This is a genomic window from Clostridiaceae bacterium HFYG-1003 (genome assembly GCA_024579835.1).
Classification (GTDB): domain Bacteria; phylum Bacillota; class Clostridia; order Clostridiales; family Clostridiaceae; genus JG1575.
In genome coordinates this window covers 531,881-544,229 of record CP102060.1, presented here as the reverse complement: position 1 = coordinate 544,229, position 12,349 = coordinate 531,881, and the positions used below count along the sequence as shown (strand labels likewise).

The window sequence follows — 12,349 nt, the reverse complement described above, 5'->3', positions numbered from 1 at the left end:
TTATACTACCCTCCCAAATGATAGCGATCCGTTAGATCGTGGCCGGAAACTGAAATTTCCGACTCGCAGAGAGTTGATAAAGTGTCCGTCATAGATATAAAGCTTGTTATCGCTGATATATGCGACTTCCGCCCCGTTATCCAGGAAACTAATCCGGTTTCGGCTGATGAGCAGGCTGATCCGGGTGTTGACGTTAGGATCTGAGCTGGTGGCTTTCAGGATGATGTCGCCGGAGTCGAAGGTTATGTGCTTTGAAATTTCGTTGAATTTTGCGACTTGCTTTCCGTCCACCGTCTCGATGCTTTTTTGCATTTCAGTGAATTGAAAATCAAACTTTTCAGCGTCCTGTATCAGCCTGGTGGCCAGTGCTTGCTGGTAGCTGGAAAAGGCATCTTGACTTGTGTAAGTCCTCGACACTTCCGTTTTGATCTCTTCGGCTGTCTGGATGATGGCCGATGCCAGTGACACGATGGAATCCCGGACAACCGTGACCGCCTCATTAGTGACATAGTCCGCTTCAATCTGCCGGAGCACCTTATCTGCGGAAACTTTCTGGTCTGTCAGGCTCTTTTGATCAAAACCAAAAGTCAATAGATTATTCTGTGGGCTGGTCAGATCCAGGGACAGCTTTGTAATCAGTGCGATGGTATCAATGCCGTGTCCGGGGCTTTTCACCGGAACGTACTGAAAAAACCGGATCTTGTCGATATCAGGGTTGAGCATGGACAGATCCACCGCCTTGATCTCCACGGAGGTGCCAAGAGCTGTCCTTACAGCAAGCTCCTGCGCCGCCTTGGTCACAAGATTTGACGGATCATTCACGTCATCCCATGTCTTGGATCCAAAGATCCAGCCATAGTTGTCAACGGCCGTCTGACTGTAGAGATAATCCACTCCGCCATTAACGATGGAGATGGTCTGTCGTTCTCCGGTTTCTTTGCCTTCTCCGTCCAGTATTTTTGCACCGTACGGGATCAGCGCCGTGATGATGCCGCCGGCTGCGCTTTGCTGGGTGACGTCCAGCAGGTTGGAACCGATCTCCACCGTCTGATCGTTCAGGTATGGAGAGTCTGCCAGATAGTCCAGGTAGTGGACGCCACCTTCATGCCGGATGATGAGATATCCACCGAGAAGGTTTAAAAGTTTTGCGTCCAGCTCCGGCCATGCGTTGACCGGGTTGATGCTCGACCGGGTGATGTAGTTGTTGGGATCTGTCACCGTGACGGATCCAAGTGAAAAACGCTTTTCCGGATCCACCTGTGCATTGTGGGCGTCAAGGATCATCTGCAGGTAACCGATGATCGATCCGTTATAGGTGTATGGCCGGATCACCGAGTCGTTGAAAAAAGCAAGGTCACCTTCACAGATGACCTGTTTGTTATTTAGAAAATCTCTGTTATCAGTGAGCGGTCGGCCTCTGAAAATCATGGATTCGTCCTGGTATACTTCGACGATAGATTTCATTTTTTTGATGTGCGTGTAAAGCGGGTGAGCAGCCGGAGCGATAAACTCCAGCGTGCCTGCCCGGTTTATCTCACAGTTAACTTTTGGGTTGATGATCCGCAGCTCCGGGACCCGAGGATCCCATAGGAGAGCGCCGTCAAGCTTGATGGTGTACATTAGATCGCGCCCTCCTGATACTCAATGGTGTAAGCTGTTCCCTGTGCTGCGGTGATGGTGAGAATGTTGGATCCTTCGGCGAGTACGATGTTCGTAAGTTTCCATGTGCCCGCCTGCACCGAGTAGTTGTTACCAGCGTGTGAGATGGTGGCAGCAGCACTGACAGTGATCTTCGGGATCACTCGCATCCTGGCGTTTTTAACGTCCAGATTGACAGATCCAGCGGCCGGTATTGTGCCGGTTACCTTGGTCTGGTTCAGCTTGTACTTGTACGGCTCCGCAATCATTGTCAGCTGGATAGCTACAGAGGCGCCTTCTTTTTCGTATGCCGAAATCGTCATCCGGCCGATGTAGTAATGTCCCGGATCGTCGAGCGTAATAACTTTGCGCCTTCTGCCGTGTACAAAAGCGGATAGGAGTTCCAGTTGAGGCGCTCGATCTTCGATTGGCCCGAGGAAAACGAAGTTAAACTCGCATTCCCGATCCTCATAAGAAATATCACCGTAAATGGCCTCCGTCAGATCAATTGATCCATCACCGATCGGAAGGTCGATCAGCTTAATCTTCGGGGTTGGCGGCGGAATGCTATACGATGTCATGATCATTTGGAAATCATCAAAAGTACTTTTATTGTCGATCAGAATCATCGGTACCATTTACAGCCCCCTTCCACGCAAAATTGCATCGCGGCCTAGTTCTTTGTTGATTGGATCTTTGACCGCTCCAACCAGTACTCCGGTATCAAGGATCAAGTTCTGTTCCTTGCGTTCGATGGACTGCATCACCTTTAGGATCTTCATCAACACGTCACGGTCACTGTTCCTGGAGTTGTTCCAGTCGATCAGCTCCTGCAACTTACTCAGTGGCATGATCGCCTCAGGTCCGGCCTCGCCTACACCCTGCAACCCTCTGGCGGTATTGAAAATTGTCGGTTTGTCGAAAATACCACCGGCAGCATTCCACTTGAGGGACAGATGTGGAATAGGCCCTTTTAGAAGGTCACCGATCTTCCAGCCCTCTGGCGTGATGCCAAATGACGGCATGGAAAGCTTAGGCCATTTAAACTCAAAACCGAAGAAACCTTTGATCTTCTGAATGGCCAGATCGACTGCGTCCCTGGCGGCATTGATGGCATTTGTGATTCCATCTTTTAGCCCCGTAAACCATAATGAAACATTATCGATCGTAGTCTTGATGCCCTCAAATACTCCGGTTACTGTATCAATGGCGATTCCAACGGCATCAAAAGCCGTCTCAACTACAATCTTTATCCCGTCAAAAACGGTTGAGAATGCAGGCGCCAGGTTGTCTTCGATGAACGTCCATACAGCATCGAAGACTGGTTTAAGAATCGTTTCCCATACGGTCCGGATGGTCTCGAAAACCGTTTTAACCGCTTTTTCAATCTTTGGGAACAATTCTTTTACTTTTGGTACCAGCGTGTCTCGGATGAACGCCACGATCTGATCAAATGCAGGTTTTAGCACCGTGTTCCAGATTTCTTTGATTTTATTGAACACGCCAACGATTGTTTCTCGGATGGCCGGCCAATTTTCCTGTACCCATGCGAATATAGATTGAAACGCCGGCATCAGATACAAATTAAATACGTCGATCGCCACTCCGACAACCGTCTTAATAGCGTTAAAGACAGTTTCCAAAGTTAATTTAATTGTCGGCCAGTTAACCTGGACCCAGTCGAATACAGCAGCAAAAGCTGGCATCAGATACTGATTGAAGATATCCACAGCCACTGTCACTACATCCTTGATAACGCCGAAAACGGTGCTCATGGTCGCCTGAATCATCGGCATGTTGAGCAGGACCCAGTCTAAGAATGTTTGGATTATTGGCATTAATGACGTTCCGACATTTGTCGCAACCATGCCAAGACTTGAAGTGACATCATCCATCGTGTCTCCAAACACGACCCCGGATGTCACCGCTTCATCAGACATGACTAGACCTAGTTCATGGGACCGGTCTTTCAGATCCTGGATCCCTTGAGCTCCAGTGGCCAGCATCGGCGCCATTTCAACTCCAGACTTCCCAAAAAGTTCTGTCGCCAGTCTGGCTTTTTCTGTTCCTTCTGGCATCTGTGCCAGTTTCATGATGACTTCATTCATCATCGTTTCTTGATCTTTTAGCTTTCCGGATGAGTCGGTGACAGATACGCCAAGTTGCGCAAAAGATTCGGCGCTCTTTTTGTTGCCACTGGCAGCTCCATCCATTTGAGCAACAAGGGTTTTCATTCCTGTTTGCATCTTGTCGATGCTCATGCCATTCTGACCCATGACGTAATCCCATTCCTGGAATCCCTTTTTCGAAATGCCCATTTTAGACGACATCTTGTCCACGCGGTCAGCAACTCCAGCAGCGTTATTTGCAACTCCTACTAGAGCGGCCCCACCACCTGCAATTGCAGCACCCATGCCAAGCATCGCAGTGCCAGCAACTTTTGCAGCACCGCCAAGCTTAGATCCAAGTCCTTCAGCCTTTTTTTCGGTTTTTGAAATCGAGTCTTCCGCTGAGGAGGAGTCAACAAAAATACTTCCAAACAGTTTAAATAATTCCAATGATCTTCACCTCCTCACCCAATAATGGATTTCACTTTCTTTAAAATATCTTCAACGGAGCGATTGTCATTTTTCGAGGTGGCTTTTGATTGAACCTGAGCTTTAAATGCCTCAAAAGTCATTTGGCTCTGGTAGCTCATTTCACCGCCTGATATCCATCGCTGAAATAGCGCCTCATCCTGCTCTTTCTGGCTAATTCTTTCAATTAAGAGGAGCCCGTCTTCCCAATCAAGGTCAAATACAGGCTCCACTGTGCCGTATCGCTTCAGCAGGAGATCAATGGTGTCTAGGTAGACGCCAATTTCAGCATATTGAAAAAAGGGCCGACACTCTTCAGCCCCGCGAATTCCTTGAAATACTTCATGGAATCGTCAAGTTCCAGATCAAGAAACTTATCTTTCGTCATTCCATCGCCAATGAGATCAGCCATAAGCTCAGCAATCTCTTGTTCAGCGTGATGGTAGTTCTCGGCCATGGAAAGCAGCAGGGACATGCCGACCTCTTCCTCTGTGGTGCCGGATAGCTTAACGCCCATTTTCTTCAGGATCTGGGATCCCTTCCCGAGGTCTCTGGTTTTAAGTTCGCGCATTATGTGGTCTCCTTCGGGTAGTAGATGTCAAACGGTACTTTGTCAGGATCGTCGAAGCTAAAGTTTCCCATGAACTCCGTCTCAACAACACCCTCAGACTTATCCTCGAACGCCAATTCAAGTCCTTTTTCGTTCAATGCGTTAAACACCTGAATAATTACAGGTTTTAAGGATCCTGACAGCGTCCCGACCCAGGTGATATTTCCGATGTAGTCAGTATCTAAAATGTGAGAGCGGCCGGTGATGATGTCATATCCGGAAAGGTCGGCCCCGCCACCTGAAGAGCCGTCAGTTCCAGCGGTCTTATCCGCGATTCCAAGCGCAAAAACCAAGGTGTCTGCCGTAACTTCTACGATGTTTGCACCGATCTTGACCTCCCACGTGTCCAGGACTCCAAGCCCTTTGACGGATCCGCGGACTCCGTCGATCTCGATTTTGCGAATGGCCGGAACAGCAGAAAATGATCCGCCGCCTTTTGTTGCTCCCAGAAGCTTCTTTGCGATAACAGCACTCTCAAAAGTATCGGTTTTCATGTCGAAGTTTTTGAAAAATGCGCCCGCGTCAAGCAGCAGTCGAAGCGGTGTTTTTGATGTAAGTCCATTGATGGTCTTATTTGCGATCATTAATTTATCCTCCTAAAATGGATTTCGAATATAACAGTTTTTCTTCTTAGTGTTTTATCATCAGATTCAACAGTCATGACGTTTGAAAGATACAGCGTGGCTTCCGCGTCTTCCGTAATGAAGTGATAGCAGTCCAGATCCTTCATGACCCTGTCGCTGATTTCATCCACTACTGCTGATGAATCGCCTCTATCCCATACATCGACATCGAGAAAACCAGAGTGCAATCCCTCACGGTACGGAGCGGATGGAAACGAGAACACAATGTATGGATGTAGCGCGTTGTCATCAGCCTTCTCGCTGAAAACGACAGGCGTGATTTCTCGAAGCTTTGCGGTGATTTTCTTTTTTATTGATCTAATCATCGCCAGTGTCCTCCGGGATTCTCGGAGCTTCCTTGTTTAGTTCGGTCAGATACTTGGACTGTATCTCCTGGATCATCGAGATGTTATCCATAACCGTGCTGCGCAGGATCCCTTTTCTGGGATAATCATAGTCTCCAAGCTCCTGATGTGTTCCATACCATGAGTATTTCTTGAAGCCGATTATAAGGTCGTGTTCTTTTTTTCTGGCCCAGTACTCTGCAGCCTTCATCGGGTAACTCTTTTTCAGTTCTCCTGTTCTCGGGATGGTCAAAGATCCTTTTACATAGTCATTTTCGTATAACTCCAGCAGTTTGTTCCCGATCAGTTTGCGTAGGTACTTGCCAACATCTCGATTGGCTGCGTCAATTAGCTCGCCCATCGTAAACTTCACGTGGTCTACATTGGATTGGAACGTGACGTCTCCATTTTTTTTAACCTTCATGCCCGCGCTCGGACGTGGTACTTTAGGTTTGGCCAATGTTTACACCTCCGTACACCACAAGCTCCACCTCGATACCTTTTCTCATGGTACTCAGTACTTTATAGAGCTTCCCGTCGTAGATAACTTCCTGTTCGCCGTCATAGTCGTAGTAATCGGACAGCGTGAAGCGATGCTCCGGCTTAAAGCCTTGCGCCTGCCCTTGGATTGCCTCTGATAGGTACACCCGATCAAGCCGTGCATACACCTCTCTGGATGTCTTGGCCTTGACCATGTCGCCATACTCGTCTACTGTCTCAGTGACTTTCAAGAGGGTTAAAATTTCACTATACATCAGCCTGTCTCCTTGTTGAGTCAAGGCTCATGCTGTCCCGCAGGTCCTCGTAAGCTCTTAAATAGCGGTCTGCCTGGTTTTCAAAATTAAACGACCACCTGCAATATAGCTTCACTGCCTGCAATATCAATGGATCGTAGTCAGACCAGCGAACTCCAACTCGCTCAAGGTCTGATCTGGCAGCATCAATTGTGTCCGCCACCTCGGAATCAAGCGCCGAATGCCTGATCCTCAAATTTTCTTTAACGTTATCAAGCATATCAGCTACTCCTTACCCTTTCTTTGCCGGCGCCTTCTTCGGCACTGTTTTCTTTGGTGCTGGACTCTTATCGGTCGTTTCAGCTTTTTCACCGAAAACGAAAAACTCTTTCGGTTCTTTCTCACACGGCTCTGCAAGACCTTCAGAAATCATGAAATCGATCCGGTCTTTATCCTCAACCTTTATGTACTCACCTTCACAGATCATCTGCTCTGGACTATATCGGTCATAAATGGCACGATTTACTTTCAAAAACATGTTTTCACCTCGATTTGAAAAAATGGGAGGACTTTCGCCCTCCCGCATTGTTAAGCCCCAGTTCCAATGGTGATAAGGACGCCGGCCTTGTCATTTGTCATGGATCCACCAGAAATGACAATACCGGAGATCGTATAGACGTGGGTCTTGATGTCCTTGTCCCGCTCGATGAGCAGGTCCTGCACAACGTTTTCGATGTACTGGCCCGGATCAAGGATCAGCACTTCATTGTCAGCCAGGGAGTCTTCCTGCTTGACCGCTTTGCCCAGGACTACGCCGGACAGATTGTCTGCATAGTTTGGAATAAAAGCCTGTAGTCCATCAGCGCCCTTCATCGGGTAAACCTTTCCCCAGAGAGTAGGGCCATTGACGTAGACATTGGCTTTGGCAACACCCTTGAGCTTGCTCAGGCCATTCAGGAAGTCCGCGATGACCAGAGTCCCAGCGGTGGCAACATTGATCTTATTGGCAGCAGCAAGGTCAGATTTAATCTGGGCTACGATATTGGCGGACCACTTGGAACCGATCCGATCACCGATCTCTTTGACCAGGTAAGCTTCGAAGGCTGGGATAGCCATCTTGCCCAGTCTGTAGGAGTAGTCAACATGCTTGGAGATGTCCTTGCCGGACAGAGTAACGTTGACGAAGGTGTTCTGTTCGTCCGCATTGGCTACGCCTTCAGCCACGTTCGCAGCATCTCCAGCGACGATTGCAGTGTGTTTGACGATGGTCATGACGGTACCAGTGCGCAGGATCTGAACGTCGGCCATCAGGGGGTGGGATTCTTCCATGGTGGAGTAGATCTTGTTCTGCAGCTCTTCAGGGATGACTGCGGCGGTGTTGGCCGTGGTGTGGATGAACGCACGGGTGACGGCATCCATGGCAGTACGCTCTTCAGTGGTCAGGTCCTGCTCAAGCAGATCCTTGATGAAGGCGTTTTTGTAGGTTGCAGACCGCATGACATCCAAGGCTGACTTGCTTTCTTCAGTCGGATCAAACTTCCTGATGGTTACGCCGATACCATGGTTGGCAATGTCGTCGAGCAACTTAGCGCGATCGACATCATCTTTCTCAAGTTTTTCCTTGTCAGCCTTGAGCTTGTCGAATTCGGCTCTCAGTTCGGAAACGTTGGCTTCCGGCTTGGCCAGTTCGGCCTGGATCTCTTTCATTCTTGCGATGATTGCTTCTAAATTCATTATTTTACTCCTTCAAGTTCAATTTCAAGTGACAGTAGTAATGCCTCGCGCTTTTGGCTCTCCTCCATGATCTTTTGGATCTCTCCGTCCACTAAAGACCTCGCGCTAATCTCGGTGCCATCATTGGCAGGGATGGAAACGGCAGACACGTCATAGATTTTCTTGACGCTTTTGTGTGTTATAGTTCTGGTCTCTTTGTTGTACTCATATTCACCAAGTCGGAATCCCCAGCTCATCTTTGTTGTCAACCCGTTTTGAATTTCCTCGTAAAGATCCCTGGCAGATTGTGATTTGGAAAGGTCTGCCATGATTTTCATGCCGTGGTCATCGATCTCAATGGCCAGAGTGCCGTTGGACTGCCGCGCATATACTTTGCCCTCATGGTTGTACTGAAAAATAACATCGCCCATATCTGTTCCGATGAATGTTTCTTTTGAGAACTTTTCGTAGATCGGTCCATCCTCGTCTTCGTAAAGTACATACGGCTGGAATGTCGTTGCATATCCTTCCACATAATTTTCAGATCCGAACCGGTTTTCTTTCTTTGGCATGTCTACGCTGCCAATTGTCCGGAATTGCCGGTTCTCCGTCAGCTTTTCTTTTAATCCCTTGTTCACTGGTTTGTCTCCTCCATAGGTAACGTTGACTTTCCAGAGCATGGAGCTCCGTAAACAATCTTAAGTTTCATCTGGTTCCTCCTCATCATCATCCGGTTGAATAGCGTCCTCATCCGGCGGATCATCACTTGTCATCTCAACAATTGGGATAATGTCTTCCTTTTCGTCTTCCTTCGTTAGCTCGTTGTACTCCACGTACTCTTTCCGGATGAAGCGCTTCTGGCCCTTGCCATCAGGTAACGGTGCCATGTTGAAAATATCCAGGCCCTCGTCGGTCATCAGCATGCCTCTGTCGAAGAGCTGCGTAACCGTGGCCAGCTTCTCCTCGTTGGACAAGTACTGAAGACGGTTTGCCGTCAGGATGATGTTATTCCCATGGGCCCGTTCTCTTTCAGTGAAATGCATGTAGGTGAGAGCGATTGATGTCTTAATCGCGAACGGTTCGATCTTGCCCTCGTAGTAAGCATTCCACTGATCGGACGTAAAGTTGTTTTGGAGTATGTTTTCGTTGCATCCAAAATAGTTGAATGCATTGGATTTTATTTGGGCCATCTGTTCCGCGTCGACCATCCACGGCTTCGACTCAATCGGAGTGACACTCTCCAGCTTATTGTCATACATGATGACTCCACCGCCGGACTCTGTGGTCAGATTCTCTGAGATGAATCGTTTCCTGGTTTCCTCAATGTCGTGTCCTTTTAATGTTTGAGCCAACTTTGCGATGAAGCGTATATGCGCCGACTGCTTGATCCCCTCGACGATCCCTTCATGCTGCGCATGGATCATTGATAGCGTGGAATCCATTGCGCTATTGTCGTCACCAAAGAAATCATCTTTGTACTGGTCCTGGACGATCACGCCGACTCGGTCAAACTCAATCGATGCCCGCCCAGCCCCGAAATGATAAACAAGAAATAGCTTGCCATTGTACTCCTTAAGTTCTGCTGACTGCGGCATGATTGGAAATACACCAGTCACTTTCCCCAGTGAGTCTTCGAGCGGTACCAGGAACGCGGTATTATGCATCTCATAGATCGTGGCCAGTCGCTCCAACATCTGCGGCGTCGTTTGGTATGGATTTGGCTTGTTTTGCAGATTTCTTGCAAGTACTTCGTTTCCGGATCCATTGACTTCCGGTTTTAACTTTCCGCAGTGTCTGGCAAATGTCCGGATGATAGATCTTGTCAGGTCCATCTCATATAACCCGCCCTGATATGTCGTGAACGCCGGGGTATAGCCAGTCAGTGTCTGAAAGTAGGCAGCCGTCTGGGCTTCCTGGGCTTGGGTTGTGTTTTGTTTTGGAAAAAACTTATCGAAAAGTCCCATTAGCTCCCTCCTTAAATTAGGTTCTTGTAGTCTTCCTCGTGGCGCTGTAGCGTGATGTACGCGTTCAGCAGTGATATTGCTCCATCGATTCTTAAAAGCTTGCTACGGCCCTTCACGGGGTCTACGTTGGCATTGTTGTCAACCTTGACATTTACGTTGGCCAAACACCAGCGCAAAATCGGGTTGTCGTTGAAATTAATTAAGTTCTTTCTCAGGTCTGCCTTCAGCGACTTAAGCGGATTTGATCTGGTCTTGTATCCCTGGATAACTTCTTCAACCGACTTCTCGCCAAAATGGCCTTTCCACTGTTTCATCAGGTACTCAGCGCCCCAGGTATCAAAGCCGGACCAGGACATGATGATGTCATTTTTTTCTACGTAAGCCCTGACCCATTCCCATACGTATTCCTGGGACACCTTGTTGCCTGGTACAAGCTGCAGCAGCCCACGTTCCGCCCATTTGAGATACGGAACCTTATCGATGACCGCTTTATCCTCAATATTGTCTTCCGGCAGAAAGTACATCTGATCCACATACATAGTCGGATCATCCGGCATCATGAAAAGGAATGTCACGCATGTTAAGTCAGTTGTGGAGGACATATCAACACCGCCAAGGACATAGTCCGGTTTAAGTTTTGCGATATCAAACTTGGCCGGATTTTCAATGTCTGTTGATGATAGGTAGGCGGTTGTCGCTGTTTCGGGAATGTTGCAGTTCTTTGTCAGGAACATTTTTAGATTCAGATCCGGATTATTTTTCGTCTTTTCCCATTCCTTGAACAACGCATCTTCATTGCGGATCGTTCCAAGACCTGGATTCGCCTTAACTAGTCTGTCCCACTGCCTCCACTCATTGCGATTGTCTAGTTCGTAAATAAAAAAGACCGATTCGTCGTCCCTGAATCCGTCTTCTTTATCAAAATCTCGAATAATGCTGCTGGCTTCTTCGTAGAGGATATCGTAGATGTCTTCTCGAATTGTTCCCGCGGTGGACATGATGAGCGCCAATGGCTGTTCCCGATTACCCATGCCTCGATACATGATGTCGTAAAGCTCCATTCCATTCTTCCATTGGTGTACTTCATCGAACGAACAGAAATGGACGTCCAGGCCGTCGAGCGTATCGCTGTCGGAGGCCAGAGCCTTGAATGTCCCGTCATTAATCAGGCATTCGATCTCGCCAACAAGCGCTTTCAGGATCTTTTTCAGGTGCTTATCCTTTGGGATCATACGTTTAGCGACGCCCCAGATAATCTTTGCCTGATCTTTCTTCGTAGCCACGGCATAACATTCCGGCCCGCCTTCTCCGTCAACCGTTAACATGTACAGGGCGATGCAAGCGGCCAAAAGTGATTTGCCGTTCTTCTTCCCGATGATCAGGATTGCCCGCCTGGTGCGTCTTAAGCCGCTGTTTTTGTACACGATGCCAAAGATGGATGCCACAAAAGCTTTTTCCCAAAGATCCAGAACCACCAGCTGTCCCGCTGTCTTTCCCTTGATGTTTCGGCAGTAATTTTCGATGAAACCAAGCGCGTGATTGCTTTTGACTGGATCAAAATAAACGTCAGAGTCTTTGCGTTCAATATCATCAACCAGTTTTTTCAGCTGCCTTTTGATCTTCATCCCGACACTGTTCGGGTGTTTCAAGATCCACTGGTAATATTCCTTCACCGGATTGTAATCCACCGGGTAGGTTATCATTTTGCCCTCGCGTAGGTCCGAAGATCCATCTCATCAGACGGATCCTTTTTTTCGATCGGTTTTTCCGCCGGCAGCAGGTCGGATAGTTGCTTGATGATCGACTGATAGTTTTTGTTCATGGTGTTGTAGAGTCTTGCAACAGGCCGCTCACGCTCATAAGGTTCAAGCTTCTCAGACTGGGAGAACTCCTCAACAAAACCTTTATCATCAAGGTCCTTTTCCATATCCTCAAGCGTCACACGCATGAAAGCGGCACGATTGATCAAACCGTCGATGATACTTTTGTTTTCTTTGGAGATCTCTTTATAGATCCGGACAAGTCGGTTCTTTTCCGACCTGATCCGTTCTTCTTTTGTTTTCTCAGCCTTAATCGGCACTGCTTTCACCTCCTTAATCAGCTTTTTCAGGATGTGTATATTTACCCTTTTGGGGTAGGGGGGTCAC

The 12,349-nt window shown here is 48.1% G+C and carries 16 protein-coding genes; all 16 read right to left on the bottom strand.

All coding sequences use genetic code 11. The annotated features are described in order from the left end of the window. The 16 genes from NQU17_02550 to NQU17_02475 are packed head-to-tail and all read right to left on the bottom strand — an operon-like array spanning position 1 to position 12,291. Positions 1-1,620, bottom strand: coding sequence for a phage tail protein (locus NQU17_02550; GenBank protein UUM12463.1), 1,620 nt, complete (start codon positions 1,618-1,620; stop codon positions 1-3). Beyond that, positions 1,620-2,276: a hypothetical protein gene (locus tag NQU17_02545; GenBank protein ID UUM12462.1), complete on the bottom strand. Its 657-nt coding sequence runs from the start codon at positions 2,274-2,276 to the stop codon at positions 1,620-1,622. Before NQU17_02545 ends, NQU17_02550 begins: the two co-directional genes overlap by 1 nt. Further along, positions 2,277-4,196 carry a hypothetical protein gene (locus NQU17_02540; protein ID UUM12461.1) on the bottom strand — a complete coding sequence of 640 codons (1,920 nt, stop codon included), beginning with the start codon at positions 4,194-4,196 and terminating at the stop codon, positions 2,277-2,279. 14 nt (positions 4,197-4,210) lie between these two features. Continuing rightward, positions 4,211-4,447, bottom strand: coding sequence for a hypothetical protein (locus NQU17_02535; protein UUM12460.1), 237 nt, complete (start codon positions 4,445-4,447; stop codon positions 4,211-4,213). 35 nt (positions 4,448-4,482) lie between these two features. After that, entirely contained in the window at positions 4,483-4,785 is a 303-nt protein-coding gene (locus tag NQU17_02530) for a hypothetical protein (protein ID UUM12459.1), read from the bottom strand. Then, on the bottom strand, positions 4,785-5,408 hold the full coding sequence (locus NQU17_02525) for a hypothetical protein (GenBank protein ID UUM12458.1): 624 nt from the start codon (positions 5,406-5,408) through the stop codon (positions 4,785-4,787). Before NQU17_02525 ends, NQU17_02530 begins: the two co-directional genes overlap by 1 nt. Further along, positions 5,408-5,773 (bottom strand): hypothetical protein, encoded by a 366-nt coding sequence (locus NQU17_02520; protein UUM12457.1) that lies wholly within the window; start codon positions 5,771-5,773, stop codon positions 5,408-5,410. The genes NQU17_02525 and NQU17_02520 overlap by 1 nt, the downstream gene beginning before the upstream one ends. After that, positions 5,766-6,251, bottom strand: coding sequence for a hypothetical protein (locus NQU17_02515; protein ID UUM12456.1), 486 nt, complete (start codon positions 6,249-6,251; stop codon positions 5,766-5,768). Before NQU17_02515 ends, NQU17_02520 begins: the two co-directional genes overlap by 8 nt. Continuing rightward, a complete protein-coding gene (locus NQU17_02510) occupies positions 6,238-6,546 on the bottom strand; it encodes a phage head closure protein (GenBank protein UUM12455.1) in 309 nt (102 codons plus the stop codon). The genes NQU17_02515 and NQU17_02510 overlap by 14 nt, the downstream gene beginning before the upstream one ends. Continuing rightward, entirely contained in the window at positions 6,539-6,805 is a 267-nt protein-coding gene (locus tag NQU17_02505; protein UUM12454.1) for a DNA-packaging protein, read from the bottom strand. Before NQU17_02505 ends, NQU17_02510 begins: the two co-directional genes overlap by 8 nt. A 12-nt stretch (positions 6,806-6,817) precedes the next feature. Then, entirely contained in the window at positions 6,818-7,063 is a 246-nt protein-coding gene (locus tag NQU17_02500) for a hypothetical protein (protein ID UUM12453.1), read from the bottom strand. Positions 7,064-7,113: 50 nt separating this feature from the next. Further along, positions 7,114-8,259 (bottom strand): phage major capsid protein, encoded by a 1,146-nt coding sequence (locus NQU17_02495; GenBank protein UUM12452.1) that lies wholly within the window; start codon positions 8,257-8,259, stop codon positions 7,114-7,116. After that, positions 8,259-8,876: an HK97 family phage prohead protease gene (locus NQU17_02490; protein UUM12451.1), complete on the bottom strand. Its 618-nt coding sequence runs from the start codon at positions 8,874-8,876 to the stop codon at positions 8,259-8,261. Before NQU17_02490 ends, NQU17_02495 begins: the two co-directional genes overlap by 1 nt. A gap of 60 nt (positions 8,877-8,936) precedes the next feature. After that, positions 8,937-10,202 (bottom strand): phage portal protein, encoded by a 1,266-nt coding sequence (locus NQU17_02485; GenBank protein ID UUM12450.1) that lies wholly within the window; start codon positions 10,200-10,202, stop codon positions 8,937-8,939. 11 nt (positions 10,203-10,213) lie between these two features. Further along, positions 10,214-11,905 (bottom strand): terminase large subunit, encoded by a 1,692-nt coding sequence (locus NQU17_02480; GenBank protein ID UUM12449.1) that lies wholly within the window; start codon positions 11,903-11,905, stop codon positions 10,214-10,216. After that, positions 11,902-12,291 (bottom strand): hypothetical protein, encoded by a 390-nt coding sequence (locus tag NQU17_02475; protein UUM12448.1) that lies wholly within the window; start codon positions 12,289-12,291, stop codon positions 11,902-11,904. The genes NQU17_02480 and NQU17_02475 overlap by 4 nt, the downstream gene beginning before the upstream one ends. Between the last annotated feature and the right edge of the window lie 58 nt (positions 12,292-12,349).

What these genes read in the sequence shown, in the direction of transcription:
- NQU17_02520 (UUM12457.1), bottom strand. Translation starts at nt 5,773, where the DNA reads ATGATTAGATCAATAAAAAAGAAAATCACCGCAAAGCTTCGAGAAATC.
- NQU17_02495 (UUM12452.1), bottom strand. Translation starts at nt 8,259, where the DNA reads ATGAATTTAGAAGCAATCATCGCAAGAATGAAAGAGATCCAGGCCGAA.
- NQU17_02480 (UUM12449.1), bottom strand. Translation starts at nt 11,905, where the DNA reads ATGATAACCTACCCGGTGGATTACAATCCGGTGAAGGAATATTACCAG.
- NQU17_02530 (UUM12459.1), bottom strand. Translation starts at nt 4,785, where the DNA reads ATGCGCGAACTTAAAACCAGAGACCTCGGGAAGGGATCCCAGATCCTG.
- NQU17_02500 (UUM12453.1), bottom strand. Translation starts at nt 7,063, where the DNA reads ATGTTTTTGAAAGTAAATCGTGCCATTTATGACCGATATAGTCCAGAG.
- NQU17_02545 (UUM12462.1), bottom strand. Translation starts at nt 2,276, where the DNA reads ATGGTACCGATGATTCTGATCGACAATAAAAGTACTTTTGATGATTTC.
- NQU17_02550 (UUM12463.1), bottom strand. Translation starts at nt 1,620, where the DNA reads ATGTACACCATCAAGCTTGACGGCGCTCTCCTATGGGATCCTCGGGTC.
- NQU17_02505 (UUM12454.1), bottom strand. Translation starts at nt 6,805, where the DNA reads ATGCTTGATAACGTTAAAGAAAATTTGAGGATCAGGCATTCGGCGCTT.
- NQU17_02510 (UUM12455.1), bottom strand. Translation starts at nt 6,546, where the DNA reads ATGTATAGTGAAATTTTAACCCTCTTGAAAGTCACTGAGACAGTAGAC.
- NQU17_02485 (UUM12450.1), bottom strand. Translation starts at nt 10,202, where the DNA reads ATGGGACTTTTCGATAAGTTTTTTCCAAAACAAAACACAACCCAAGCC.
- NQU17_02525 (UUM12458.1), bottom strand. Translation starts at nt 5,408, where the DNA reads ATGATCGCAAATAAGACCATCAATGGACTTACATCAAAAACACCGCTT.